At 63.0% G+C, this 24,089-nt stretch carries 21 protein-coding genes and 3 pseudogenes; 8 read left to right on the top strand and 16 right to left on the bottom strand.

Translation table 11 applies throughout. The features are described from left to right. Positions 1 to 3: 3 nt before the first annotated feature. The 5 genes and pseudogenes from EKH55_RS22035 to EKH55_RS22015 all read right to left on the bottom strand — a co-directional run. A pseudogene (locus EKH55_RS22035) lies at positions 4 to 338 on the bottom strand (IS5/IS1182 family transposase); the annotation flags it as partial. 533 nt (positions 339 to 871) lie between these two features. Further along, positions 872 to 1,381, bottom strand: coding sequence for a nucleotidyl transferase AbiEii/AbiGii toxin family protein (locus EKH55_RS30335; protein ID WP_427915867.1), 510 nt, complete (start codon positions 1,379 to 1,381; stop codon positions 872 to 874). A gap of 152 nt (positions 1,382 to 1,533) precedes the next feature. Beyond that, positions 1,534 to 1,911, bottom strand: coding sequence for a nucleotidyl transferase AbiEii/AbiGii toxin family protein (locus EKH55_RS30330; RefSeq protein WP_427915866.1), 378 nt, complete (start codon positions 1,909 to 1,911; stop codon positions 1,534 to 1,536). Then, the gene (locus EKH55_RS22020; protein WP_151613151.1) at positions 1,904 to 2,497 is read right to left on the bottom strand and encodes a DUF6088 family protein; all 594 of its coding nucleotides are present in this window, start codon (positions 2,495 to 2,497) and stop codon (positions 1,904 to 1,906) included. The genes EKH55_RS30330 and EKH55_RS22020 overlap by 8 nt, the downstream gene beginning before the upstream one ends. Before the next feature lie 391 nt (positions 2,498 to 2,888). Further along, positions 2,889 to 3,257 carry a hypothetical protein gene (locus EKH55_RS22015; RefSeq protein WP_151613150.1) on the bottom strand — a complete coding sequence of 123 codons (369 nt, stop codon included), beginning with the start codon at positions 3,255 to 3,257 and terminating at the stop codon, positions 2,889 to 2,891. Between the two features lie 215 nt (positions 3,258 to 3,472). Here EKH55_RS22015 and EKH55_RS22010 point away from each other — a divergent pair, with 215 nt between their 5' ends. Then, positions 3,473 to 3,727 carry a type II toxin-antitoxin system VapB family antitoxin gene (locus EKH55_RS22010; RefSeq protein WP_151613149.1) on the top strand — a complete coding sequence of 85 codons (255 nt, stop codon included), beginning with the start codon at positions 3,473 to 3,475 and terminating at the stop codon, positions 3,725 to 3,727. Next, the gene (locus EKH55_RS22005) at positions 3,727 to 4,113 is read left to right on the top strand and encodes a type II toxin-antitoxin system VapC family toxin (protein ID WP_151613148.1); all 387 of its coding nucleotides are present in this window, start codon (positions 3,727 to 3,729) and stop codon (positions 4,111 to 4,113) included. Before EKH55_RS22010 ends, EKH55_RS22005 begins: the two co-directional genes overlap by 1 nt. A 27-nt stretch (positions 4,114 to 4,140) precedes the next feature. On the opposite strand, the pseudogene EKH55_RS22000 reads toward EKH55_RS22005, so the two are convergent. Next, positions 4,141 to 4,445 (bottom strand): annotated as a pseudogene (locus tag EKH55_RS22000) (type II toxin-antitoxin system Phd/YefM family antitoxin). 70 nt (positions 4,446 to 4,515) lie between these two features. On the opposite strand from EKH55_RS22000, the gene EKH55_RS21995 reads away from it, so the two are divergent. Continuing rightward, positions 4,516 to 5,691, top strand: a complete 1,176-nt coding sequence (locus tag EKH55_RS21995; RefSeq protein ID WP_151613147.1) for a site-specific integrase — start codon at positions 4,516 to 4,518, stop codon at positions 5,689 to 5,691. 90 nt (positions 5,692 to 5,781) lie between these two features. Here EKH55_RS21995 and EKH55_RS21990 read toward each other — a convergent pair whose 3' ends face one another. From EKH55_RS21990 to EKH55_RS21960, 7 genes and pseudogenes are all read right to left on the bottom strand, one after another. Further along, complete coding sequence (locus EKH55_RS21990) at positions 5,782 to 5,988, bottom strand: cold-shock protein (RefSeq protein WP_151613146.1); 207 nt, start codon at positions 5,986 to 5,988, stop codon at positions 5,782 to 5,784. Between the two features lie 182 nt (positions 5,989 to 6,170). Further along, a pseudogene (locus tag EKH55_RS21985) lies at positions 6,171 to 6,275 on the bottom strand (OST-HTH/LOTUS domain-containing protein); the annotation flags it as partial. Positions 6,276 to 6,712: 437 nt separating this feature from the next. Continuing rightward, the gene (purU, locus tag EKH55_RS21980; protein WP_151613145.1) at positions 6,713 to 7,597 is read right to left on the bottom strand and encodes a formyltetrahydrofolate deformylase; all 885 of its coding nucleotides are present in this window, start codon (positions 7,595 to 7,597) and stop codon (positions 6,713 to 6,715) included. Between the two features lie 204 nt (positions 7,598 to 7,801). Beyond that, entirely contained in the window at positions 7,802 to 8,593 is a 792-nt protein-coding gene (locus EKH55_RS21975) for a 3-methyl-2-oxobutanoate hydroxymethyltransferase (RefSeq protein WP_151613144.1), read from the bottom strand. Positions 8,594 to 8,650: 57 nt separating this feature from the next. Further along, positions 8,651 to 9,871 (bottom strand): NAD(P)/FAD-dependent oxidoreductase, encoded by a 1,221-nt coding sequence (locus tag EKH55_RS21970; protein WP_151613143.1) that lies wholly within the window; start codon positions 9,869 to 9,871, stop codon positions 8,651 to 8,653. 40 nt (positions 9,872 to 9,911) lie between these two features. Next, positions 9,912 to 10,229 (bottom strand): MocE family 2Fe-2S type ferredoxin, encoded by a 318-nt coding sequence (locus EKH55_RS21965; RefSeq protein ID WP_151613142.1) that lies wholly within the window; start codon positions 10,227 to 10,229, stop codon positions 9,912 to 9,914. A gap of 44 nt (positions 10,230 to 10,273) precedes the next feature. Further along, on the bottom strand, positions 10,274 to 11,362 hold the full coding sequence (locus EKH55_RS21960; protein WP_151613141.1) for a fatty acid desaturase family protein: 1,089 nt from the start codon (positions 11,360 to 11,362) through the stop codon (positions 10,274 to 10,276). Positions 11,363 to 11,525: 163 nt separating this feature from the next. On the opposite strand from EKH55_RS21960, the gene EKH55_RS21955 reads away from it, so the two are divergent. From EKH55_RS21955 to EKH55_RS21945, 3 genes are all read left to right on the top strand, one after another. Beyond that, entirely contained in the window at positions 11,526 to 12,557 is a 1,032-nt protein-coding gene (locus EKH55_RS21955; RefSeq protein WP_151613140.1) for a LacI family DNA-binding transcriptional regulator, read from the top strand. An 87-nt stretch (positions 12,558 to 12,644) separates the two neighbouring features. Next, positions 12,645 to 13,946, top strand: coding sequence for an amidohydrolase family protein (locus EKH55_RS21950; protein WP_151613139.1), 1,302 nt, complete (start codon positions 12,645 to 12,647; stop codon positions 13,944 to 13,946). 79 nt (positions 13,947 to 14,025) lie between these two features. Beyond that, the gene (locus EKH55_RS21945) at positions 14,026 to 14,226 is read left to right on the top strand and encodes a hypothetical protein (protein WP_246231980.1); all 201 of its coding nucleotides are present in this window, start codon (positions 14,026 to 14,028) and stop codon (positions 14,224 to 14,226) included. Between the two features lie 171 nt (positions 14,227 to 14,397). Here EKH55_RS21945 and EKH55_RS21940 read toward each other — a convergent pair whose 3' ends face one another. Further along, on the bottom strand, positions 14,398 to 15,669 hold the full coding sequence (locus EKH55_RS21940; protein ID WP_151613137.1) for an MFS transporter: 1,272 nt from the start codon (positions 15,667 to 15,669) through the stop codon (positions 14,398 to 14,400). A gap of 676 nt (positions 15,670 to 16,345) precedes the next feature. On the opposite strand from EKH55_RS21940, the gene EKH55_RS21935 reads away from it, so the two are divergent. Further along, positions 16,346 to 18,385: a methyl-accepting chemotaxis protein gene (locus tag EKH55_RS21935; protein WP_151613136.1), complete on the top strand. Its 2,040-nt coding sequence runs from the start codon at positions 16,346 to 16,348 to the stop codon at positions 18,383 to 18,385. 148 nt (positions 18,386 to 18,533) lie between these two features. On the opposite strand, the gene EKH55_RS21930 is transcribed toward EKH55_RS21935, so the two are convergent. Then, complete coding sequence (locus EKH55_RS21930) at positions 18,534 to 20,528, bottom strand: glycosyltransferase (protein WP_151613135.1); 1,995 nt, start codon at positions 20,526 to 20,528, stop codon at positions 18,534 to 18,536. Then, positions 20,510 to 21,742 carry an HlyD family secretion protein gene (locus EKH55_RS21925; protein WP_151613134.1) on the bottom strand — a complete coding sequence of 411 codons (1,233 nt, stop codon included), beginning with the start codon at positions 21,740 to 21,742 and terminating at the stop codon, positions 20,510 to 20,512. The genes EKH55_RS21930 and EKH55_RS21925 overlap by 19 nt, the downstream gene beginning before the upstream one ends. 604 nt (positions 21,743 to 22,346) lie before the next feature. Between EKH55_RS21925 and EKH55_RS21920 the strand changes: the two genes are divergently transcribed. After that, entirely contained in the window at positions 22,347 to 24,068 is a 1,722-nt protein-coding gene (locus EKH55_RS21920) for a putative bifunctional diguanylate cyclase/phosphodiesterase (protein WP_151613133.1), read from the top strand. Positions 24,069 to 24,089: the final 21 nt, after the last annotated feature.

The following is a 24,089-nucleotide window of genomic DNA, read 5'->3' as shown; positions in this document are numbered from 1 at the left end:
CATCTAATGAGTCGGCCGTGAACAATAAGCGGGCTTAAACGGCGCGGCTTTTGTTCCGCTGTGGAGGCAAGCCAGCAGCAGCCACAAAGGCATCCTCAGCCAGTTGAGGAGGAGCGAGAAGTTGTAGCCGGCGGCGGCCAGTCGGCGTTGATGGCGTCGCCGTGTTCGCCGGCGAGATAGTTGCGGCCCATGCGGTGCTCGGCCTTGAGATGACCGATGACCGGCTCGATCACCGAGTGCCGCCGCATCTCGCGCTTGATCGCCGGAGCGACTCGGCGTTTCTGGCCGCTGGTGAAGACCAGGAACCGATGGCTTTCGGCGGCATTGTGGCCGCGGTAGCGGCGTCGGCAAATCTGCCCCACGTACCCCTCTCGCTCTCAAAGGGATAGCCTCGCTCATGGGCTTGCAGTGATGCGACACGCACGAGTTCGTCCCGCAGCTCGGCGAGCAGGCGCCAATCGAAAGCTGCTCGCGGTGGCGTCCCACCGGCGTTCGTCGGCTGCCCTGTCAGCCGGGCCAGAAGCCCTAGATAGCGTCCCTCGGCGTTTAGTACGGGATCCTGCTGGCGGGTGCGCGCCAGGAATTCCGTACGATGTTCCCACAGGGCCTGTAGGGTGCGGATGGCCGTGGCGTCGTCCACCTTCAGAAGGAAGCAGCGCAGTCGCTTTCCCTTCGAGCCGCCGTGCTCGGCATAGATCGAATCATCGATATCGATGTCCAACTCGGCGGCGAAGAATTCCGAGAAACTTGAATCCGAGAAATCCAGCACGTAGCCGCGCCCTCGAGCGAAGTCGACGAGGTCGTCAATCAGGCGCAGGTCAATGGATCGTAACGAGCTAATGGACTTTTCTCCCCACCGGGTCGCCTTGTGCTATTTGTTTGTCGTTTCTTGGAGGGCCGCGAGTTTCGCAAGTATTTCGTCGAGGGATGGCGGGCTCTCATCGAACATCATGGGGGCCATTGCCCTGTAGTCGGCGCGGAGAACCTTGGTCCGCCTCTCGTCCGGCAAGAGCCGTAGCGCGCCTGGACGGGCGGTGTCGTAACTGGCCCAGCCGGAACGAAAGAAGGTTGCCTTGTGCTTGGCGACCTGAGCGAGAAGCTCGAAATCGGTGGCGGCGGCTTTGCCCTCGTCCGTGCCGACGAGCATCGCCAGATCGTAGTAGTGCCGCGAAAGATATTGCGGCGTCGGAGACTCGGCGGGGCGATGCGCCTCCGCATGTAATGCAGTCGCCTTCTCCCAGAAGGTGCGGCGGGCGGAGAGGACGGTGACGGTGCTTTCAGGCTCTTCAAAGAAGTCGGGATAGTCCTCCGCCGCATATGGGCGAATGATCCTCTGTTCAGTGGGCCATGGATCGCCGCGCGCGCCGAGTTCGAGCTTCATGCTTCCGACTCTTCGATTCGCCATCGTCGAGCTACTCGGCGAGCCGACCAAAGGCGAATGGTCGTTGGAAATCGACGCCACCGACGCGCAGACGGTGAACTTCCACTATCCGACTGTGCTACCCACCTCCGAGTACGAAGGCATGGCCTACATCACCCCACGGGTAGCTTCTCCGCAATATGCTTCTCGACATCGCTCACCAGGGCTTCAATAAGTTTGTTCGCCTGCTTCTTGCTGATGCCTCCCTTCTCGGGATCGCGTTCGCCCGTATAGCCGAGATCCGCTCGATCGAAAGATAGGTCGATATCTTCGGAAAAGCGGCGGATTGCGCCGAACGCCTTGGAAAGGGACGTGCCACCCTTGAAGATAAGGGTGGCGGTATCCTTCTCAGGCAGGCCGAAAAGCCGCTTCAAGGTCCAGCAGACCCAGAAGTCATTTTCGATGATCGTATTGGCGACTCCTCGGCCAGCGCCTGTTTCGCCAAAGAGGGCTGCCCGATCGCCGGCTGGAAGAAGAGCTACCTTATCCATCGATCTCACCCGACGCTGTATTGGCTATCGAAACGAGCGTCGGCCGCATCCAGGCGGGAGCTTGGACCGCAGTCGATGCGAGCGTCTTCTTGTCGCTGACCGAAAGACGACGCGCCGCGACCTGCGCGACGTCGCGAGCACGTACCGCCCCCACGTGACGAAGGGCCTGTACGACTGTGCCAGCCGCGCTGCCCGGAGCGATCAGATGCTTGGGCGAGGCGTGACGCAGATCGACCACGCGCTTGCCCAGTACGACGCGGCGGGAGGGGCCATCGGTCAGATAGATGCTCTTTGCCGGAACCTGAGTGGAAAGACCGAGCGCGTTCGCTGCACGCGCACCCGCGATCTGCACCTGGGATCCGGTTTCCCGCGCCAATGCTTGCGCGACATCGTCGGGAGTCGGCGAAAGGGGACCAAGTTGCGGATGGACCTTCGGGAAGTCATACAGGCCTCGCGCTAGGCGCCGAAGCTTTCCAGCCTTGACCAGTCGGGAGAGCGCCTGGTCGACAGCCGCGCGTTCAGCCACATCCAGGAAGTCGCTAGGCGTGAAAACCCCACCACGCCCGCGTGCACGGGCGCGCCGCATGATCTGATCCGGGACTGATGTCGCAATGGCTTTCATGTGTCAGAAAAAAGGCCTTCTTTTTCTGACATTCAAGGTCGGAATGTTGCGCGACTCCAAGCGAAGCGAAAACCTGCACTTTGACCTGTTTGGGAGGCACCGAAAATCTATCCAAAAACAGCTCCCCTGCCCAAACCGACGAAAAAGCCTCATTGTCGAACATGATTTTACAAGGCGATCAAAATCGCGACCTCGCCAAGTCCGAGGTCAGAAATTTTTCGACCCGCGCTCCGACTGCCGGAAACATGAATTTCAGAAAAGGCAGCGTCTCGGAATCTGACAGAAAACGCTCATCACCATCCGGGATCGCCTGTCGCATGACCTGTGATCGTCTCGCCCATTTTCCCCTTTTGTCCTAGGCTTTTATCAGGTCATCGCATTCGTATTCTCGAAGAGCAAAGCCCATAGTCAGCGCGTGTTCCGGGTACCCATCACACATCCGATGAACGACCTGGATCAAACTTTTGAAATCCCATCCCACGGGTGTCTTCTCACGCGCGCTCAAGACGCCATTCATAAGACCGGTAACTGCGCGGTCATAGCGATCATTGATCGGCGTGGGCACACCCCTCGCAGAGAGCTCGGCAACAAGATCTTGCCATGTTTCAACTCGCGACACTGTTTCGGGCGCCTTTTGGTTTCGCGTGAGCCAGAATGAACAGATCCGCTGGCGCAGATCTTCCTCGGCCTGGAGCCTGGAAGCTTGCTGCTGATGCAGCAACATCGTCACTATCGATAGGTAACAAGTATCGATAGTGACGGATTTCCACTCGGAAATCGCCTATGTTCGCGCCAAACCGCAGCCGAGAGGAGCCAATGTCGGACCACCTGACATTTGCGCGCGGGAACTCAGTTTCAACGAGATTCGAGGTCCAGGCGCTTGCGCCGGCGCCAGGACGAGGTAGAATATAGACGATCAGGAACCAAGGAACCACGAAAATGGCGCTCAGCATCAAAGACGTCGAGACGGAACGCCTCGCCAAGGCGTTGGCCGAGAAAACTGGTGAAACCATTACCATGGCGACTCGCCGGGCACTCGAAGAACGGCTGCGGCGCCTGGCAAACGCCGGAAATCGCGATGTCCTACTCGACGAGCTTGCCGCCAGCCGGAAGCGCTGGGCCAGGCTGCCGGTTGTCGACAACCGCTCCGCCGACGAGATCTTGGGGTATGACGAAAACGGGCTCCCCAGCTGATGGTCATCGACACCTCCGCCATCGTCGCGATCGCCTTCAACGAGCCGGAAGCAGAAACCTACGAACAAAAAGTCGTCGACGCTCCACGGCGCTTCATCTCGGCGGCGACAGTCCTTGAACTCGCCATCGTCATCGAGGCGCGCCTCGGCGAGGCAGGTGCCGCAGAGCTCGATCTATGGCTTTACAAGGCGGGAGTCGAAATCGTCGCCGTCGACGCGGAACAGATCGCGGTGGCAAGGCGAGCCTGGCGCAGCTATGGCAAGGGCCGACATCCGGCCAGTCTGAACTATGGCGATTGTTTCTCCTATGCGCTGGCCAAGATGCGCAATGAACCGCTGCTCTACAAAGGCAATGATTTCTCGCGCACGGACATCGAGGCGGCATGAGATTTCATCCGTTGCACCCGGCAGCCGTTACAAGCCGCGTGGTGGCTCGAGATTCGAGTCGGCAGCATGCTTGTCCGTCAGCAGCTCGGCATTGAGATGATCGAGGCCCGGCTCCATTTCGGACTGCTCGACCGCGGCGAGATCGGCATCGCTCAGGTCGGGCGTTGCCTCGACGCGACTGTCGCGCCGCGACAACCGCAGATAGTCCTCATAGACGAGGAGCACGGTGCGCGGCCGGCCGTTCTCGGTGATGATCAACGGCTCGCGCACGGCGGCATCCTGATAGGTTTCGAAATTCCTGAAACCGCCGCGGCGGTGACGATCGACGCCATTTCAACACTTCCCCCTTCCGGAATACACGGATTTTCCGGAATGCTCACAAGAGCGTCGGAGACTAAACCCATGATCGACAATCATAGCGCCGCCGAATCGGACAGCCAAGCGCTCCACCGCCGCGCCGAAGAGCTCGATGCGCTCAACGCCATCCTGCCGTTCGACCGGCGAGACCAACTCGCGGCGCTTTTGACCGATGACGACGTCGCGACACTGAAGCATCTCGCCAGCGAAGGTATGGGCGAAAACACGCTCAGGGCGTTGGCCTCCGACCTCGGCTACCTCGAGGCCTGGTGCCAATTCGCGACCGGCTCCCCCCTCCCCTGGCCGGCGCCGGAAGCGCTGTTGTTGAAATTCGTCGCCCATCACCTTTGGGATCCGGTGAAGCGCGCCGAGGATCCGGGCCACGGCATGCCGGCGGCGGTCGAGGCGGGGCTGCGTGCCGAGCGCCTGCTCAGGGCCTCAGGTCCGCACGCGCCGGGCACGGTGCAACGGCGGCTGACCTCCTGGTCGATCCTCACCCGCTGGCGTGGCCTCACCGGCGCCTTCGGCGCACCGTCGCTCAAATCCGCCCTGCGCATTGCCGTGCGCGCCAGTGCGCGGCCGCGCCAGTGCAAGAGCAAGAAGGCGGTGACCGTCGATATCCTGACGAAACTGCTTCAGGCCTGTGCCGGCGATCGACTGGTCGACCTGCGTGACCGGGCGCTGCTGCTGACCGCATTTGCCTCCGGCGGTCGTCGACGCTCGGAAGTGGCGGCGCTGCGCGTCGAGGATCTCATCGACGAGGAGCCTGTGCACGCCGATCCGGCCGACAAGTCCTCCCCTCCCCTGCCCTGTCTCAGTATTCATCTCGGCCGCACCAAAACCACAGCGAACGACGATATCGAGCATGTACTCTTGATCGGCCGACCGGTGACCGTATTGAAGCGCTGGCTCGCCGAAGCTGGGATTAAGGAGGGGCCAGTGTTTCGACGCATCGACCAGTGGGGCAACGTCGACCGGTGGGCGCTGACGCCACAATCGGTTAATCTGGTCCTGAAGGCTCGCGCCAAACAGGCCGGCCTCGATCCGGCGCTGTTTTCCGCGCACGGCTTAAGATCTGGTTATCTGACCGAGGCAGCCAACCGCGGTGTTTCTCTGCCGGAAGCGATGCAGCAGTCACTGCACAAATCGGTGACCCAAGCGGCGAGCTACTACAACAACGCGGAACGAAAGAATGGACGAGCGGCCCGGCTGATCGTCTAGGTGTGGCTACGCGCCGGGCACCGCTCTCGTACATCTCGCGCTGCAAACGGCCGGGTGAACCCGGCCCTCCCGCGATCGCACGCATCAGGCTCAGGCCCGCAGGTTATCCGCCGACATCTTGCCCGATCTGCGATCCTTTATCAGCTCATAGGTGATCTTCTGGCCGTCGCTCAGACCGCGCAATCCTGCCCGTTCGACTGCGGAAATGTGAACGAAGACATCGGCGCTGCCGTCGTCCGGCTGGATGAAGCCGAAGCCCTTCGTTGCGTTGAACCACTTTACCGTACCGGTCGCCATAACGTCTTCCTTTGATCATTGTCTTGCAGAGCCTCGGAGCTCGGCTGACGCTTTTCCTTGCGCCAGCACTGATAGACACTTCTGACCTCAGGGGAAAGCCGAACCATCTGTGGCCGCATTCCCGCCTCCGCAACCGCTGCGGCGGTAGCGCTTGTTTCATTGTTTCACCCGGAGTGCTGATGGGACCGCCCCTCGGCCTGGCGAACTTCGAATTGGTTCGTCTTGCGGATAAGATCGCTGAGTTTTCGGAAGTCGAAGGTGCAGGGCTGGAAATCCGGTGCCAGGCTCTCGCCCTGCCCGCGTGCGCCAAACCCGGACATTCTTCGTCATGAAAGAGTTGATATACGCGGCGGCCCTGGAGTTCTAGGTTCGACCATAAAGGGGTTTCGTCAACAGTTGCATTATGACTCACGGCTTCCGAACGGAAGCCGTTGATGATTCGAGACTAACGCCAGACTGAGCAACGAGTGATTAGCGCGGCTGGAGCCGCTCCTTCAAAACGGACCGCAGCACCGGCGGACAAACGGCGCGAACGTCCGCAGGATGGCCAACAAACCGGTTCTCAAGAAGGTTCTGGACATCGGTATTGCATGGCCCGGGGCCACCGACCGGGACGATGTTGTTCACCTGTACCCTACGGCCGCAAACTTGGACGTTGTATTACAGATGCCGCCGCTGTCCGGACATTGGAAGCGACGGCGCCGGTGACTATTGGGGCGCGTCCTCAGCCCATCCGCTCGGACGCATAGCTTCCCGGGCTCGGCGGGAAGACGACGACGCGGTTGCCGTTGATGAAGGTGCGGTGGTGGATATGGGCGTGGATGGCGCGCGCCAGCACCTGGCTCTCGACGTCGCGGCCGATCGAGACATAGTCCTCGGCCGACTGCGCATGGGTGATGCGGGCGATGTCCTGCTCGATGATCGGTCCCTCGTCGAGGTCGGCGGTGACGTAATGCGCCGTCGCGCCGATCAGCTTGACGCCGCGCTCATAGGCCTGCTTGTAGGGATTGGCGCCCTTGAACGACGGCAGGAAGGAGTGGTGGATGTTGATGATCTTGCCCGACATCTTCTTGCAGAGTGCGTCCGAGAGCACCTGCATGTAGCGGGCGAGCACGATCAGTTCGGCCCCGGTCTGCTCGACGATCTCCATCAGCTGCGCTTCGGCCTTCGGTTTGTTCTCCTTCGTCACCTTGATGCAGTGGAAGGGGATGTCGTGGTTGACGACGACCTTCTGGTAATCGAAGTGATTGGAGACGACGCCGACGATGTCGATCGGCAGCGCGCCGATCTTCCAGCGATAGAGCAGGTCGTTGAGGCAATGGCCGAAGCGCGAGACCATCAGGAGCACCTTCATCCGCTCCTCCTGGTCATGGAGAGAGATCTCCATGCCGAATTTGCCGGCGACCGGCTTCAGCCCTTCCTCGAGCGCCGCGCGGTTGATCCCCTCCTCCGAGATGAAGGAGACGCGCATGAAGAAAAGCCCGGTTTCGAGGTCGTCGAACTGGGAGCTGTCGATGATGTTGCAGCCCTGTTCGGCCAGATAGCCGGAAATGGCGGCGACGATGCCGCGCGTCGATTTGCAGGTTACCGTCAATACATAAGCGTTCATGGCTGTCCTTACTCGTCTCTTCTTTCCGACCCGCGGGCCCCCCGCATGTCATTCCGGATCGACGTCGATCAAGGACAAAGACATGCAGCAATTTTCGTGCGCCTCGCCAGACTCACGAGGGCTCACGCTTAACACCTTCCTGAGAAAGCGTCCGCTCCCAAAGCGCCGTGCATCTCACCAGATGCGCCAAATGCGACATGGCGGTCACGCGATCTTCGCCAGAAAGTCCTCCAACTCCTCGGGCGCGATGCCGACCCTATGCGCCTTTTCCGGATAGGCCCCGGAGCGCACGTCCTCGACATATTCGCGAAAGGCGGCGATCCGCTCCTGCTGCAGCCGATCGAACTCGGCGGCAAAGTTGCGGTAGACCTTGGCATGGCGCGGCGTGTGGCCGCGATTCTGCCCGAGCACGTCGTCCGCGAAGAGATATTGCGCATCGCAACCGCTGCCGGCGCCCATGGAGAGCATCAGCAGCGACGTGCGCTTCGAGATCGCCGCCGCCACCTCGCCGGGCACGACCTCGATCTCGGCTGCAAAGGCGCCGGCCTGTTCCAGCGCCTGGACCTGACGCCAGATCTCCAGCGCGCTTGCGGCGGTCTTGCCGACGGCGCGAAACCCCCCGGTCCAGGTCGCCTTCGAGGGGATCAGCCCGACATGGCCGCAGACCGGAATGCCCTCCGCGCGCAGCCGCCGCACCGTCGAAAGCCCGGCCGCGCAATAGACGGCATCGCCGCCGGCGCGCATCGCCTTGAAGGCGGCGCGCAGATATTCCTCGGCCGTGACGCAGTCGCCATATTCGAGCCCGGGAAAGGCGAAGACGGAAGGGGCCGCCTCGCGGAATTCCGGCCCGAGCAGCGCCGGCGGCACCGAGACGAGATCGATCCCCGCCGCCTCGGCGGCTTGAGCCTCCTCAAGGGAGACAACGCGCAGCATGGTGAGCTGCCTCTCACCCTTCATCGACAACAGATCGGCTACGGTCGGGCGACGGTGTTTCATCGGGGTCTCCTGGAAAGGTGAGAACGGGAATGAGTGCTGGCGCAAACCCCTCCACACTCAAGCCGCCAGCAGCTTCTTGAGCTTGGTCTCGGGCGAGGCGAGCGCTGCCGGATCCGGCCTTGCACCGGCGGCAATCAGCATCTCCGCAAGGCGGATGTCGCGGGCGACGGCATTGCCGGGGCCGATGCCGCTTGCGGCGATCAGCCGGCCATCACCGTCGAGATGGAAGAGGATGCGGGCGTCGCCGAGATCGCGCCGGACGGTCGTCTCCGCGCCGTCGGCAAGGCCGGCGATCTGCAGCGTCAACTCGTACTGGTCCGACCAGAACCAGGGTACTGCCGTAATCGGCTCGGCTGCTCCGAGCAGATTGGCGGCGGCGAGCGTTCCCTGCTCCTGCGCATTGCGCCAGGCCTCGAGCCGCACGCGCCGCCCGCCATAAGGCGCGAGCGGGAAGGAGCAGCAGTCGCCGGCGGCGAAGATGTCGGGGTCGGATGTGCGCAGCGTCTCGTCGACGGCGATGCCGTTTGCGATCGCCAGCCCCGCAGCCTCGGCAAGTTCGACATTCGGAACCGCGCCTATGCCGACGACGACGAGATCGGCCGCGACGCGGCGGCCGTCGGCGAGCAGCACGGCGGCACCGTCCTCGTCCTCCTCGATCGCCGAGATCCGCGCGCTGCAGAGGATTTCCACCCCTTCGCGCCCGTGACGTTCGGCGATGATCTCGGCAATCTCCTCCGGCACGCCGCGGGAGAGCACCCGCGGCAGGCCTTCGAGGAGCACGACCTCGGTTCCGAGCTTGCGCGCGGTCGCGGCCAGTTCGAGACCGATGAAGCCGCCGCCGATGATGACGAGCCTGCGCTCCGGGAGAAGTGCCGAGCGGATCGCCGCGGCATCCGCATGGGTCCTCAGCATCCGGATGCACCGGGCATTGTCCGGTACGCCGGGAAATGCCCGCGGCCGCGCACCGGTTGCAAGCAGCAGCCGGCCGTAGCGGATCGCCCCGCCGGCTGCGAGGACGACCGCCTTGCGCTCCCGGTCGATGCTGGCGACCGGGGCGTTGGTCAGCACGGAAATGCCGGCCTCCGCATAGCGTCCCGCATCGGCCACATATTTCGGCGGCGCGGCACCGGCAAGTCCGTCCTTGGAGAGCGGTGGCCGCTCATAGGGGGGATGCGGCTCCGCGCCGACCAGCGTGACCTGGCCGTCGAAGCCCTTTTCCCTCAGCGCAAAGGCCGCCCTCGCGCCGCACTCGCCGGCGCCGACGATCACGATATGCATGCCGCTCTCCTCCCCTCGCCTCCGGTGGATGCGGGCTCCCTCAGGAAATCGAAATGAAGACGGACCCGTCCTCGACCCTCACCGGATAGGTCCGGAGATTGACGCAGGCGGGAGCGCCCTTGGCCTGGCCGGTCTTGTAGTTGAAGCGGCCGTTGTGCTTGGGACATTCGATGATGTCGTCCATCACCAGCCCGTCGGCGAGGTGGATCTGCTCATGGGTGCAGAGCCCATCCGTCGCGAAATACTCGTCCTCGGGGCTGCGATAGACGGCGAAGGTGCGGCCGTCGTGATCGAAACGGATCACGTCTTCCTCGTCGATCTCGTCGGCCGCGCAGACTTCGATCCAGTTCGAGCTCATGGTTTCCTCCATTCCGATGTGGTTGTTCCGATTGCTGGCTCGCCTTACTCGGCGGCCGCTGCGACCCGATCGCCGTGGAGCTCTTCGCGATAGGGCTTCGCCGTCGGCGGCAGCTCGCGCTTGAGGAAATAGTCCTCGTTGCGCAATTGCCGCAGGAAGGCCGGGATCATCTCGCGGTAGCCGTGAAGGATCGACGGGTTCGGCGCGGGCAGGTCGTGCTTGATCATCGCGTGCAGCTTGGGGAGCGCGTGATAGGGCACCATCGGGAACATGTGGTGCTCGACATGGTAGTTCATGTTCCAATAGATGAAGCGGCTTACCGGGTTCATGTAGACGGTGCGGCTGTTCAGCCGGTGGTCGATGACGTCGTCGGCAAGGCCGCCATGCTGCAGGAGCCCGGTCAGCACGTGGTGCCAGGCGCCGTAGAGACGCGGCAGGCCGATCAGCATCAGGGGCAGGATCGAGCCGAGAAAGGCGGCAAGCCCGATCGTCGCGAGATAGATCAGAAGCCAGATGCGGGCGATGAGGATCGCCTTCGACCGTTCCATTTCCGGGATGAAGGTCTTTTCCTCGGCGCTGATCACCCCGAAGGCGTTGCGCAGCATGTCGATGAGCGCGTGCCAGACGTCGAGAATGCCGAAGAAATTGAGGATCAGGCGGACGAGATCCGGTGGCCGCATGACGGCGATTTCCGGGTCGCGACCGACGATAATCGTATCCGTGTGATGGCGGGTATGGCTCCAGCGCCAGGTCACCGGGTTGCGCATGATCATGAAGGAGGCGATCTGGTAGACGACGTCGTTCATCCACATCGTCTTGAAGGCGGTGCCGTGACCGCATTCGTGCCAGCGGCTGTCGGAGGCCGAGCCGTAGAGCACGCCATAGGCCAGGAAGAACGGGACCGCCCACCAGCTGCCCCAGAAGGCGAGGCCGAGGCCGCCGAAGACCACCAGGCTGCCGAGCCAGACGATCGTGTCGCGGATGGCGGGGCCGTCCTCGCGCTTCATCAGCTCTTTCATCTGCTTGCGGGGAAGTTCGGTGTGGTACCACTCGGCCGCGGCAAGGCCGCTCTCGACTGCCGCCTGGGCATTGCGGCCGAGCAAATTGTAATCTCGTTTGGTCGGAACTGTCATTGCCTGCCACCTCCCGAAGCGCGCTCCGGGCTGCGCCTCCCGTTCGATGCCAAGAAGAATAGTTTGACTTCTGACAGCCGACAATGCAGTCATGATGTATTCTCTCAAAATGCATCAGAACGCACATCTCATAGATGAGGTAAAACTGTCAGGGAGGAGGATCATGGCCAGCAGGCCGACAATCGCCGATCTCGCGCGCGCCGCCGGCGTGAGCGTCGCGACCGTGGACCGGGTACTGAACGGCCGCCACCCGGTGCGGGAGGAAACCGCGCGCCGGGTCTATGATGCGGCAAAGGCGATCGGCTATCACGCCGTCGGCCTGCTTCGCCAACGCATCTTCGAGGATCTGCCGCAATACCGCCTGGGCTTTCTGCTGCAAAAACCCGAGCAGGCCTTCTATCAGGCGGTTGCGAAGGAAATGGAGAATGCGGCGCTGTCTCTGACCCATGTCCGCGCCGTTCCGCAGGTCGATTTCGTCGCCAGTTCGACGCCGGCGACCATTACGGAAAAGCTCAAGTCCATGGCCGCGCGCAACCAGGCGATCGCCTTCGTCGCGCCGGATTATCCGGCCGTCACCGCCGCCGTCGAGGAATTGCGGGAGCGCGGCATTCCCTGTTTCGCGCTTCTCTCCGATTTTGCGAGCGGCGTGCGCGAGGGCTATATCGGCCTCAACAATCACAAGGTCGGGCGGACGGCCGCCTGGATGATCGCCAAGGCGGCGAAGCGGCCGGGCAAGGTTGCTGCCTTCGTCGGCAGCCACCGCTTCCATGGCCATGAGCTGCGCGAGATCGCCTTTCGCTCCTACTTCCGCGAAAAGGCGCCGGAATTCGAGGTTCTCGACACGATGGTGAACCTCGATACGGCCGAAATCACCCATGAGGCGACGCTCGACCTCCTGCAACGCCATCCGGACCTGCTCGGCTTCTATGTCTGCGGCGGCGGCATGGAGGGAGCGATTTCGGCGATCCGCGAGGAAAAGCTCGAAGGCAAGCTGCATGTCGTCGTCAACGAGCTGACGCCGGAGTCACGCGCAGCCCTTGCCGACGAAGTGGTGGTCATGGCGGTCGCAACGCCGGTTCAGACGCTCGCGAGGGAGACGATCAACCTGATGATCGGCGCGGTCGAGCGCGGTCACGCCGGCGTACCGGGGCAGACGATCTTGCCGTTTGACATTCATACGCCTGAGAGCGTCTGACCAACCGCACACTCAGCGTTCACCCGCTCGCCGCATGCGTGCCTATCGTGTTAGCTTTCCTGCTCCACCTCCCTGATCGGTGCCGTGATGTTCGACCTCATCATTCGAAACGCAAATCTCCCGGACGGCAGCAGCGGCGTCGATATCGCTATCAGAGGCGACAAGATCGCCGATGTGGCCGCGACGATCGAAGCGGCCGCGCGGGAGGAAATCGACGCGACTGGCCGGCTCGTTTCGCCGCCCTTCGTCGACCCGCATTTCCACATGGACGCGACGCTGTCGCTCGGGCTGCCGCGACTGAACCGCTCCGGCACGCTTCTCGAGGGCATCGCGCTTTGGGGCGAGCTCCGACCGACGCTGACGCGCGAGGCGCTGGTCGAGCGGGCGCTCCGCTATTGCGACCTCGCGGTCGCGCAGGGGCTGCTCCATATCCGCAGCCATGTCGACACGAGCGACCCGCGGCTGGTGACGGTCGAGGCGCTGCTCGAAGTCCGCGACAGGGTCGCCCCCTATATCGACCTGCAGCTCGTCGCCTTTCCGCAGGATGGCTACTACCGCTCGCCCGGCGCCGTCGAGGCCTTGAACCGGGCACTCGACATGGGCGTCGATGTCGTCGGCGGCATCCCGCATTTCGAGCGCACGATGAGCGACGGAGCCGCTTCCGTCGAAGCGCTCTGCCGCATTGCCGCCGAGCGCGGGCTGCCGGTCGACATGCATTGCGACGAGACCGACGACCCGATGTCGCGCCACATCGAAACGCTGGCGAAAGAGACGATCCGCTTCGGGCTTCAGGGCCGTGTTGCCGGATCGCATCTGACCTCCATGCATTCCATGGATAATTACTATGTCTCCAAGCTCATTCCGCTGATGGCGGAGGCTGCGATCAACGTCATTCCCAATCCGCTGATCAACATCATGCTGCAGGGCCGCCACGACACCTATCCGAAGCGGCGCGGCCTCACCCGCGTGCGCGAGCTGATGGAGGCGGGCCTCAACGTCTCCTTCGGCCACGATTGCGTGATGGACCCCTGGTACGCGATGGGCTCGGCCGACATGCTGGAGGTCGGCCATATGGCGATCCACGTCGCCCAGATGGCCGGCATCGAGGACCGCAAGAAGATCTTCGATGCGCTGACCGTGAATTCGGCAAGGACCATGGGGATCGAGAGCTACGGCCTCGACAGGGGCTGCAACGCCGACCTCATCATCCTCGAGGCGCGCGACCCGTTGGAGGCACTGCGTCTGAAACCCAGCCGCCTCGCCGTGATCCGCCGCGGCAAGATCATCGCCCGCACGCCGGCACGCGTCAGCGAACTCATGCTCGACGGGCGGCCTCGGCTGGTGGATGGCTCCGACTACGCGCCTGTCCTTTCGGCGGATGCGGAATAGGCGGAAAAAAAGCGGGATCGAGGGCGCTCGCATGTTAGTATTACGCCCAAGCTCGCTCCGCAGGGAGAGGAGACCGGCCGTGTTCAATAGTTTTCGCGACTATCCCATACACCCGGACGAACTGGTGATCCTCGAGGAGGTGCTCGACAGGGCCCTGCGGGAGCGCAACCTGGCGATCGGCAGCGAAGAGGCCGACCAGCTCGCCAGAAAGGTCATCGAGCTATACCAAGCGGGCATCAGGGATCCAGAGAAAATCTGGGAGATGATCCGGACCGTCTGACCAGCCTTCATGGGGGACGGTGCCGAGAGGTTGAAAAATGCCCGGCTCCCCGAAGGGGCCGGGCAGTGGGCAGGGCATTTGGCGTGTCCCTGCGGGGAAGGTGAGAAGGATTGCGTGCTGACGCGGCGGCCGCCTGTGCGGCCGCGGTCGGCTGGACGCGTTCGAAACAGACTATCGAGCGAAGGCGCCGGCCGGGGCTGCCTCCGGGTTCCGCTTGAACTGCCGGATCGAAGCGTTCATCCAGAGGAGCGAGATGGCAACGATGGCGAAGAGCAGCATGAAGCAGCTCGACCAGAGGCCGGTCATGTCCTTGAGGACGCCGAAGGCGATCGGCAGGACGAAGCCGCCGAGGCCCCCCATCATGCCGACGACGCCGCCGACCGCGCCCACGTGCTTGGGGTAATAGGCGGGGATGTGCTTGTAGACGGCCGCCTTTCCGAGGCTCATGACGAAGCCGAGCACAAAGATGGTGACGACGAAGAGAGCCGGCGTGACGTCGATCGGGACCGCCCCGCGGCCATGGCCTGCCGGGACGGACAAGATGAGCGTCGCCACGGCGGATACGGCAAACACCGCATACATGATCCTGCGCGCGCCGATCCTGTCGGAAAGCGCGCCGCCATAGGCGCGAAAGATGCTGCCCGGGATCGAATAGGCGGCCGCGATCATGCCCGCCGTCTCGATGCGGAAATCATAGACGCTGACGAGATAGCGCGGCAGCCAGAGCGCAAGGGCGACGAAGCCGCCGAAGGCAAAGAAATAATAGAGCGCGAAACGCCAGACCTGCACATTCCGGAGCGGCGCGAATTCGGCTGCCAGTCCCTTGCGCGGCGCGCGGCCAGAGCGGCGGGCGCGGAATTGTGGATCATCATTGGTCGTGAACCAGAAGACGATCGCCGTCAGCAACAGGACGGCGGCCCAGACCTCGGCCACCACCTGCCAGCCGAAAGGCACAAGGAGGAGCGGCGCGAGGAACTTGGTCACCGCCGCGCCGACATTGCCGGCACCGAAGATGCCGAGCGCCGTGCCCTGCCTTTGCGGCGGAAAGAAGGGCGAAACATAGGCGACGCCGACGGCAAAGGAACCGCCCGCAAGGCCAACGCCGAGGCCCGCAAGAAGCATCTGCGGATAGGTCGTGGCATGGGCGAGCAGGAAGGTGGCCACTGCCGCAGCGACCATGGTGACGGTATAGACGAGCCTGCCGCCGAAGCGACCGGTCCAGATGCCGAGGACGATCCGCACCAGGGAGCCGGTGAGGATCGGCGTACCGATCAGCAGGCCGAACTGCGCCTCGCTGAGACCTAGCTCGTCCTTGATGCGCACGCCGATGATGGAAAAGATTGTCCATACGGCAAAACAGATGGTGAAAGCGGCCGTGGAGATCCACAGGGCACGGGACTGGTCGTTCAGAGAGATCTTATGGGTCTGGTGCAGAGCGGACATCGCTTCTCCCGGCGCGCGTCGCAATCGCGCCATTCAACTCGTTGACTACTGGGGATGCCTCGAACAGCGGTCTGCACGCATCGGCGCCTGACCTCACCAGCGACTCTGCTCCTGGCGCCCGCCATTGGGCGCCACCGGCGGCTTCTGCCCGGGCTCGTCAAAACGGAAGCAAGGAGCATGCCAAAGCGACAACACCTACAGCTCCGCGCGTCGTTTCAGACGCGCAATGGCGCTGTAACTCTTTGAAACTGCGCATCGAGCTTTGGGAGAATCGGCTCCGATTTTTCGGACCGATGCGCTAACGAATTCGAACGGCGCAGGTGATGGCCACGGCCGAGCTGCTCAAAAATTGGCAACTGTTGGCATAAGTGCCCACTTAATAGGCGCTCATTCCGACTGCTTGAGCCAATCCGGACTATCCCGCCTGCGCATCCCTATCCGTATAGCGCGACAATAGAAAATTTATACAAGAGAAAAGAGTAAATTAGTAACCATTGCGGTCAATGTATGCGAGCAGGTCGAAAACGTGCGACCTCGGGTTGCGGCGCTGCGGCGACGCTTTTCCACGGTAAACGGGCACGACCCCAGCCGGGCGAATGACTCGATCGGCCCTCTTTCCCACTCGCCTGCCAGAAGCCATGAAACCTTTTTGCAGCGATCCAGAAGGACGGTTGCAATGCTTTCCAAAATTTTCACGCGCATCACCGCCAAGCTCGCACTCATGTCCGGAGCGGGCATACTCGCAATGGTCATCATCACCATTGCGAGCTGGCACCTGGAGCAGAAAGTCAATGATGCGATCACGCGTGGACGTGTCCAGGCAGACATCGCCCGCAGCCTGGTCGACGCCAAGGCCTCCGTGCGCGGCATGCAGATCGCCACGCGCGACCTGCGTCTGGCCCAGACGGCGGGAGAGGTAGCCACGGCGAAGATCGCCCTGCAGGAGCGCTACGCTTCCGTGCAGAAATATCTCGACGAGGCGTTCGCTCAGCTGACAATCCGGGCCAACCAGGACCGGGTGAAGTCGATCAAGGAAGAAGCCGAATCGTATTTTGGCGCGGGTCAGGAACTGGCCAAGGTGATCGAAGCCAAGCTTGGCACGGTGTCCGCCGATGCCAGCCTCGAAGCCAAGGAAAAGGAGCTTCGCTTCTCGCTCGACTCGACGGCGGAAGTCATGACGAAGACGGTCGACGTCGGGGTCGAAACTGCCAAGACCAACACCGCGGCGGCAATCGAAGAGCGCCGGCAGATCCAATCGACTGCCAGCCTGGTCAACAATGCCATGGCATTGGTGATGGTGCTGCTGTTGATCGGATCCGCAATCTTCGGCGCACGGTCGATCGCCCGTCCGATCGGCAGCCTGACGGGCAGCATGAGCGAGCTTGCCGAGGGCAATCTCGAGGCGGACATTCCCTTCACGAAGCGCCAAGACGAAATCGGCGAGATGGCCCGCGCCGTCGAGGTGTTCAAGGAGAACGGCATCAAGGTGCGTGACCTGAACGCCCACGAAGCCGCACTGCAGGCAAAGAGCGCCGATCTGCAGTCGAACATCGGCGAGGTGGTCCAGGCGGCGGTTGCCGGCGATTTCACCAGGCGCATCACCAGGGACTACGACAATGCCGACCTCAACCGCTTCGCCGCCCAGGTGAACGAACTGGTGACCTCGGTCGACAAGGGCGTCGCCGAAACCCGCCGGGTGATCTCGGCGCTGGCCGAGGGAGACTTGACCGAAACCATGCGCGGCGAGTTCCAGGGCGCCTTCGGCGAGCTTCAGACCAACGTCAACCAGACGATGGCGAACCTGCGCTCGGTGCTTGGCGAGGTGCGCGCTGCGATCGACACGATCAATGGCGGGGCCGGCGAGATGCGCGTCGCCTCGGGCGATCTTTCCAAGCGCACCGAGCAGCAGGCCGCCTCGCTGGAGGAAACCTCCTCGGCACTCGAAGAGATCACCGCGGCGGTGAAGAGCTCGACCGAGCGGGCGACGGAAGCCAGCCACATGGTGGACGAGGCGCGCAAAAGCACCGAACAGTCGAGCGCCGTCGTCAAGGATGCGGTCTCGGCGATGGGCAAGATCGAGCAGGCCTCCGGCGAGATCGGCCAGATCATCAACGTCATCGACGAGATCGCCTTCCAGACGAACCTGCTGGCGCTCAACGCCGGCGTCGAGGCGGCCCGCGCCGGAGACGCCGGCAAGGGCTTTGCCGTCGTCGCCCAGGAGGTGCGCGAGCTCGCCCAGCGCTCGGCCAATGCCGCCAAGGACATCAAGGCCTTGATCTCGCGCTCGGGCGACGAGGTCCATTCCGGAGTGAAGCTGGTGACGGCGACCGGCGAGGCGCTCGGCCTGATCCGGGGCCATGTCGTCAAGATCAACGAGCATGTGCATTCGATCGCCACCGCCGCCCGCGAGCAGTCGACGGGGCTTTCCGAAGTCTCGACCGCGGTCAACCAGATGGACCAGACGACGCAGCAGAACGCGGCGATGGTGGAGGAATCGACGGCGGCGACCAACCGGCTCGCCGACGAGGCGGCGAACCTCGCGCGGCTGATCGCCCGCTTCAGGATCGACGCCGGCACGGCGGCACCGCGCATCGCCGCCCCGGACAGCAAACCGGTCACCTCACCCGCCCGCGCGCTTTCCCGCAAGCTCGCCGGCGCCTTCGGCGGCCGCGGCACAGCCGCAGCGGCGGTTGCCTCCGATTGGGAGGAATTCTGATGCCGGCGTCAGCTTCGGCCTGCGGCGGCTGTACCACTCCGGGCCTCGAAACCGAGGCGACCTGAAGCATCACGGCCGGCCCCAACGCGCATCCGGGGCCGGTCGTCTGTCTTCCATTGTGACGACGGCGCCGCGCGCTCGACATACATCAGGCTGTGCGCGTGCGCCCGAAGGCGCGCAGCAGCAGGTTCACGGAGACGGCTACTTTGTCGATATCCGGAATGTCCTGGGAATAGCGCCCCGTATAGAGCTTGACGATCATCTTGTCCCGCTCCGCGCCTTCAAGCCCGAAGTGAAGATGGAGATAGTAGCGCCGCTTGTCGCCGGAGCGGCTTATGTCGCCGCGCCGTTGCGTCACCTGCCTGAGTTCGGCCCCGATCGGCGCAAAGCCGTCGATGTCGAGCCGCACGCATGTGGATTGGAATCGCGCTTCGGTCGGAACCGCGACCACTGCCTTTTCGAGGGAAAGGCTGACGAGGCGGCCCTGCGAGCCGTCGACGCTGACGGGCTCGTCCAGTTTGAATGCCTGAAAGAGGCGCCGCGGCTTCTCGAAACAGATCAGGGAAGCGATGACGAGCACGACGATGTTGATCCCGGCCCACAGCGCCGCGATCACCGAAAAGGCGCCCTCGATGCGCGCCGTTTCCGGGACGATGTTGATCACGAGACCGACCGCGGTCACGATGATGAAGCCGGCAATCCAGGTGAAGGTGTAAGCGTCGAAGACATTTTCCTCATTGCCGCTGCCTTTGGGAGTCACCTTGAACGGCTTGCCGAACGGCCGCACCAGGCTCGAGATCACCGTCGGCAGCATGCGGAAGGCCGCGAAGGTCCCGACGGCGCTGGAGACCACCGGCAGGTAGCGGGTCGGCGTGATCCACAGCATCAACAGGAAATAGGCCGCAAGCAGCGGCACCTGGTGGGACACATAGTCCTCAACGCCGGTGAAATAGAGTGGCAGCGCCCCAAACCAGAGATAGATGACCGGCACGAGGAGGACGACGAAGCGTACGAGATACTGAACGAGCCAGGAGAGCGGTAGAAACATGATTCTCTGGAAAAGGGAAAGTCCCGGTCCGAGGAGCGGGCCATTGTGCAGGTAGAGCGTCTGGATGCCCCCCTGGCACCAGCGTTCCCGCTGCACGAAATAGCCGGTCAGGTTTTCGGCCGCCAGCCCCATGGACAGGCGCTCGTTCAGGTAGCGGGTCTTGTATCCCTTGTTCAGCATCGACAGCGTGGTGAGCAGGTCCTCGGTGATCGATTCGGTCGGAAAGCCGCCGATCGCGTCCACGGCCTTGCGTCGCGCGATCGAGCAGGAGCCGCAGCAGAAGCTCACGTCCCAGCCGTCGCGGCTAGGCGCGATCTCGTCGAAGAACAGCCGCTGCTCGTCGGGCCAGATGTTCTCGAGGCCGAGATTGGATTGTACCGGGTCGACGTTGAAGAAGTGCTGGGGCGTCTGCACGATGCCGATCGTCTCATCCGAAAAGAAAGGCAGGGTCCGCCTGAGGAAATTCCGATAGGGCACGAAGTCTGCATCGAAGATGGCTACGAAGTCACCGGAACGCACCTTCAGGCCGTTGTTCATGTTGCCGGCCTTGGCATGCGCATTGTCGCTTCGGGTTACATGGATCGCGCCGCGGCCCTCGCAGAAGGCCTTGAGCCAGTCGCGACGTCCGTCGTCGAGCACATAGACCTTCAGCTTGTCCTTCGGATAGTCAAGTGCCAGCGCGCCGACGATCGTTCTTTCGAGGACGTCGAGCGGCTCGTTGTAGCTCGGGATGAAAACGTCGACCGCGGGCAGTTCGCTCTGCCGGCGCTGGAAGAACGACCGCCCGAGCCGGTCCGCCTCGGCGCTGCGGTCGACGTAGCGGCCCATCAGGATCAGGAAGAGCACGACCTCGATGAAGGCGAGCGCTTCGACGATGAAGACGAACCACACCCAATAGAAATTCACACCGTCCCGGGGATAGGGAAGTACGGTCTCGGTGAGACGCCAGGCCATGTAGCGCAGGGCGACCAATCCGACGAAAGCACAGGTGACGGTGCGCGCCCAGCTTCGATGACGCGACCAGTTAAAGGGTCCGATCAGGAAGATGGCGACGACCGCAAGGGTTGGCACCAGAGCTAGAAGAGACTGAACCACAGGCTTTCAATCCATTGCGAGAACCGGACCGTGCGCTTCGAAATGCGCACGTGTACCGTCCGGCCGACCTGGCAGAAATTGGCGAAGTCGGTATTGAGCGCAGATGGAGCAAGCAGGATCCGGATCCGGGCGTTGCGCTCGTCGGCTTCCGGTATGGTGGCGGCAACCAGATCCTTTTCCACGACGGCGGAGCTGCCCTTCACCGCTTGCACCTGGCCCTTGAACACGTCGCTGCGCCCGAGGAGCCGAATCTCCGCCTCGCGCCCCGGATAGATCTCGTCATAGTCGACTTCCGGAACGAGGATATCGACGTAAAGGTCGCGGCAGTCGAGAATGCGCATCATCTCGTTGTTCAATACGACGTTCGAGCCGCTGACGATGTTCCTGCTCCATACGACCCCATCGAAGGGCGATGTCACCGTTGCCGCTTCCAGGTTTCGCACGCGCCGGTCCTCCTCGGCGATCTGCACTCCGATCTGGCTCGCCCGCGTCCTGTTTTCCGCGATCCGCGAATTGAGGTCGTTGATGCGAACGATCACCTCGTCCTGGCGCTGGCGGGAATACGGCACGTCGTTCTGTCCGTCGCCGAGCACGAATATGCCCTTGCGCACGGCGGCGAGGCGCTGCTCGAGCAATTCGGCGGTGAGATTGTTGATCTCCACCTCACCCCCCGCGGCGGCACCGGCGGCCTGAGCCGCTTCCACCATCTTGCGGGTGAATATGCCTCTGGTTTCCAACTGCTGGCGACGGTCCAACTCGACCTGGGCGACCGTATCCTGCGCTTCGGCCACCTCGACCCGTTTGCGTAGTATCTCGAGCTCCCTCTCCAGGCTGGCGATCGTCGCGCTCTTGAAGACTTCCAGCCGATCTGCGAGCTGATCGCGCAGCCGGACCAGCGCGTCACGCTCGCGCTCGAGCGCCGCTATGCGCCTCAGCGCGGTTCCGTGTTCGGCGCGCAGGGAAGCAAGAACCGATCGACTGACGCGCGAATTGCGAATGGCCGCGATCGCCTCGCCCTCGCTGACCGGCGTCCCGATTCGCGCGGGCGGCCCGGCGATCTCGCCGTCGATCGGCGCGTTGACGACTGCGAGGCGCGCATTGACGGTACCATCCAGACTTGTAAAGCCGGTCAAGCCGGGCAGCAGCACGACCGCCACAAGCACCAGCAGCAGAACGCCGATCGTGATGCGCGTAATGCGGTGGTTCAGGATCATCGAGCGTTTGTCCGTACTCCAAACAGTGGCAAGCTCTACGACGAGGCCAGCCTTCTCGCCAGATGTAACCGGCTCCGGCCGACCTGCCCGCCGGATGCGAGTAACTCCATGCGGACCTTCCGCCTGCGTCCCGGCCGCTGCATCGTTCTTCGGCCGGAGATCACGAGGAATTACGCCGCAATTCAAAAGGTTACCTCGGCGCTCCAATCTGCCGCGCCTATGCGGGAGCGATCACGATGATCCCGGGTCGCGTCACCCGGGATCATCGTGATCCGTGCGCGGGCTCGCCTCCTCGACCTTGCCCGCGCGCCACTCCGCAACAGGATTCATCGGTATTCGGCGCGGGACAACCCTCAAAACTGCGGGCTTTCGAGCCACAGGTTGAAAATCATCTCCCTGCCCCTGAAAGACACAGGTGTGGCCAAGTGTTTCGAAATTCGATACCTCTACTGCTCGAACAGCATTGACCACGACATCTTACGCGGTAACTTTTGAGGGGTAAGGCTGCGCCGGAAAACAACACTGAGTTGGGTCACGGGCGTGTTGTCGCGTGCGGGCCGGAAGGGCGATGCAAGCGGCAGGCGACGGAGATTTGGAGGAAAGAATGCCCGACGTTGGTGCGAGCATGCCAGCTATCGACCGTCAATTCCTCGCCGATACCGACGAGATCGTTTCCTTCTATGACGAGAGCTTCACTCTGGTCGATGCCTCTGCCATGCACGAGGAGACACATGCGATCGACGGCCTGATCGAAGCGTCCCTGTGGCATGTCTATCCGGAGCTGCTGGCTCCTGGGCCGAGGGCGGCCGTCGACTTCGTCGTCGCACACGGCCTGCCCCGAAGCATCGAGGTCGCGGATACGACCCGCAACACACGCCTCACCCTGATCGTCTTCCGCACCGGCAGTGGCCTTGGGGTCGTCGAAGCGCAAGGCAGCGCCGTCTGCCGCGAGACGTCGACCCAAGGAGAGAGCGACCGCGCGCTGCTCCTGCACCAGGCGACCCATGATGTCCTGACCGGCTTGCCCAATCGCCGGCACTTCAGCGATCAGTTGCGCAGCGCCCTGCCGGTGCCGAGCGGCGCGAGCCTGGCGCTCATGCAGATCGATCTCGACGACTTCAAGCCGATCAACGACACGCTCGGCCACGGCGCCGGCGACATCGTTCTCAAGATGGCCGCCGACCGTATCAGGGGCGTGCTGGGGGAACACGAAATCGCCTACCGGCTGGCCGGCGACGAATTCGCGGTGATCCAGTGGCGGGCAGACCAGCCCAGGGAGGCCGAGCAACTCGCGGAGGCGATTATCGGGGCCTTCAGACCGCCATTTACCGTCGACGGCATCAACGCCTTCGTCGGCGCGAGCGTCGGAATAGCGGTAGCCCCGGCGGACGGCAACGAGATCGAGCAACTGATGAAAGCAGCCGACATCGCGCTTTATGCGGCGAAGACGGATGGCCGCAATCGCGCACGGACCTTCACGCGCTCCATGCTCATCGTGCTGGAGCAACGGGAAATGCTCCGCCGCAGCCTGCGCACCGCCCTTGAGGAGGACCAGTTCTTCATCGAATACCAACCGCTGGTCAGCCCTTCCCGCGCGGTCGTCGGCTTCGAGGCATTGCTGCGTTGGCGGCACCCTTTGATCGGCATCATACCGCCGAGCGTCTTTATCCCCATGGCGGAGGCGGATGGCCTCATGAGCGGGATCGGCCAATGGCTTCTGGAGCAGGTCTGCCGAACCGCGATGACATGGCCGCCCCATTTCACCGTCGCGGTCAATCTGTCTCCGGCGGAGTTCCTGCACGCGGGCCTTACCGATCGGGTGGCCCGCGTCCTCGATCTGGTCGGCATCCGCGCCGAACGCCTGGAGCTGGAAATCACCGAGTCCGTACTCCTGGAGCGAACGACGAATAATCTTGATACACTCAACACGTTGAATGTGCTCGGGGTGCAGATCTCGCTCGACGACTTCGGCACCTATTACTCCTCCCTCAGCTATTTGAAGAATTTCCCCTTCGATACGATCAAGATCGACCAGTACTTCATCAAGGACCTGGAGCACGACAAAAAAGGCCAGACGATCGTTCGATCGATCATTGCGCTTGCCCACGGGCTTGGTATGCATGTGACCGCCGAGGGCGTGGAGACGGAGGGACAGATGAACTGGCTGCGCAAAGAAGGATGCGATCGGCTGCAGGGATATTTCCTTGGCTTTCCTCTGCCCGCGGAGGCGATCGGAGACTTCCTTCGCAACACGTCGACAGCGCCCGCCGATTTTCCGGGGCTTGGCGCAGACCGGAATCAGGGCTTGCGTCCCGGGACGCGATGACAGCGGAGGAAGCCGAAAAGA

Source organism: Sinorhizobium alkalisoli (genome assembly GCF_008932245.1).
In the GTDB taxonomy this organism is placed as follows: domain Bacteria; phylum Pseudomonadota; class Alphaproteobacteria; order Rhizobiales; family Rhizobiaceae; genus Sinorhizobium; species Sinorhizobium alkalisoli.
This window is presented reverse-complemented; position numbering and strand designations above follow the sequence as displayed.

What these genes read in the sequence shown, in the direction of transcription:
- EKH55_RS30335 (WP_427915867.1), bottom strand. Translation starts at nt 1,381, where the DNA reads ATGAAGCTCGAACTCGGCGCGCGCGGCGATCCATGGCCCACTGAACAG.
- EKH55_RS30330 (WP_427915866.1), bottom strand. Translation starts at nt 1,911, where the DNA reads ATGGATAAGGTAGCTCTTCTTCCAGCCGGCGATCGGGCAGCCCTCTTT.
- EKH55_RS22020 (WP_151613151.1), bottom strand. Translation starts at nt 2,497, where the DNA reads ATGCGGCGCGCCCGTGCACGCGGGCGTGGTGGGGTTTTCACGCCTAGC.
- EKH55_RS22015 (WP_151613150.1), bottom strand. Translation starts at nt 3,257, where the DNA reads ATGTTGCTGCATCAGCAGCAAGCTTCCAGGCTCCAGGCCGAGGAAGAT.
- EKH55_RS22010 (WP_151613149.1), top strand. Translation starts at nt 3,473, where the DNA reads ATGGCGCTCAGCATCAAAGACGTCGAGACGGAACGCCTCGCCAAGGCG.
- EKH55_RS22005 (WP_151613148.1), top strand. Translation starts at nt 3,727, where the DNA reads ATGGTCATCGACACCTCCGCCATCGTCGCGATCGCCTTCAACGAGCCG.
- EKH55_RS21995 (WP_151613147.1), top strand. Translation starts at nt 4,516, where the DNA reads ATGATCGACAATCATAGCGCCGCCGAATCGGACAGCCAAGCGCTCCAC.
- EKH55_RS21990 (WP_151613146.1), bottom strand. Translation starts at nt 5,988, where the DNA reads ATGGCGACCGGTACGGTAAAGTGGTTCAACGCAACGAAGGGCTTCGGC.
- purU (WP_151613145.1), bottom strand. Translation starts at nt 7,597, where the DNA reads ATGAACGCTTATGTATTGACGGTAACCTGCAAATCGACGCGCGGCATC.
- EKH55_RS21975 (WP_151613144.1), bottom strand. Translation starts at nt 8,593, where the DNA reads ATGAAACACCGTCGCCCGACCGTAGCCGATCTGTTGTCGATGAAGGGT.
- EKH55_RS21970 (WP_151613143.1), bottom strand. Translation starts at nt 9,871, where the DNA reads ATGCATATCGTGATCGTCGGCGCCGGCGAGTGCGGCGCGAGGGCGGCC.
- EKH55_RS21965 (WP_151613142.1), bottom strand. Translation starts at nt 10,229, where the DNA reads ATGAGCTCGAACTGGATCGAAGTCTGCGCGGCCGACGAGATCGACGAG.
- EKH55_RS21960 (WP_151613141.1), bottom strand. Translation starts at nt 11,362, where the DNA reads ATGACAGTTCCGACCAAACGAGATTACAATTTGCTCGGCCGCAATGCC.
- EKH55_RS21955 (WP_151613140.1), top strand. Translation starts at nt 11,526, where the DNA reads ATGGCCAGCAGGCCGACAATCGCCGATCTCGCGCGCGCCGCCGGCGTG.
- EKH55_RS21950 (WP_151613139.1), top strand. Translation starts at nt 12,645, where the DNA reads ATGTTCGACCTCATCATTCGAAACGCAAATCTCCCGGACGGCAGCAGC.
- EKH55_RS21940 (WP_151613137.1), bottom strand. Translation starts at nt 15,669, where the DNA reads ATGTCCGCTCTGCACCAGACCCATAAGATCTCTCTGAACGACCAGTCC.
- EKH55_RS21935 (WP_151613136.1), top strand. Translation starts at nt 16,346, where the DNA reads ATGCTTTCCAAAATTTTCACGCGCATCACCGCCAAGCTCGCACTCATG.
- EKH55_RS21925 (WP_151613134.1), bottom strand. Translation starts at nt 21,742, where the DNA reads ATGATCCTGAACCACCGCATTACGCGCATCACGATCGGCGTTCTGCTG.
- EKH55_RS21920 (WP_151613133.1), top strand. Translation starts at nt 22,347, where the DNA reads ATGCCCGACGTTGGTGCGAGCATGCCAGCTATCGACCGTCAATTCCTC.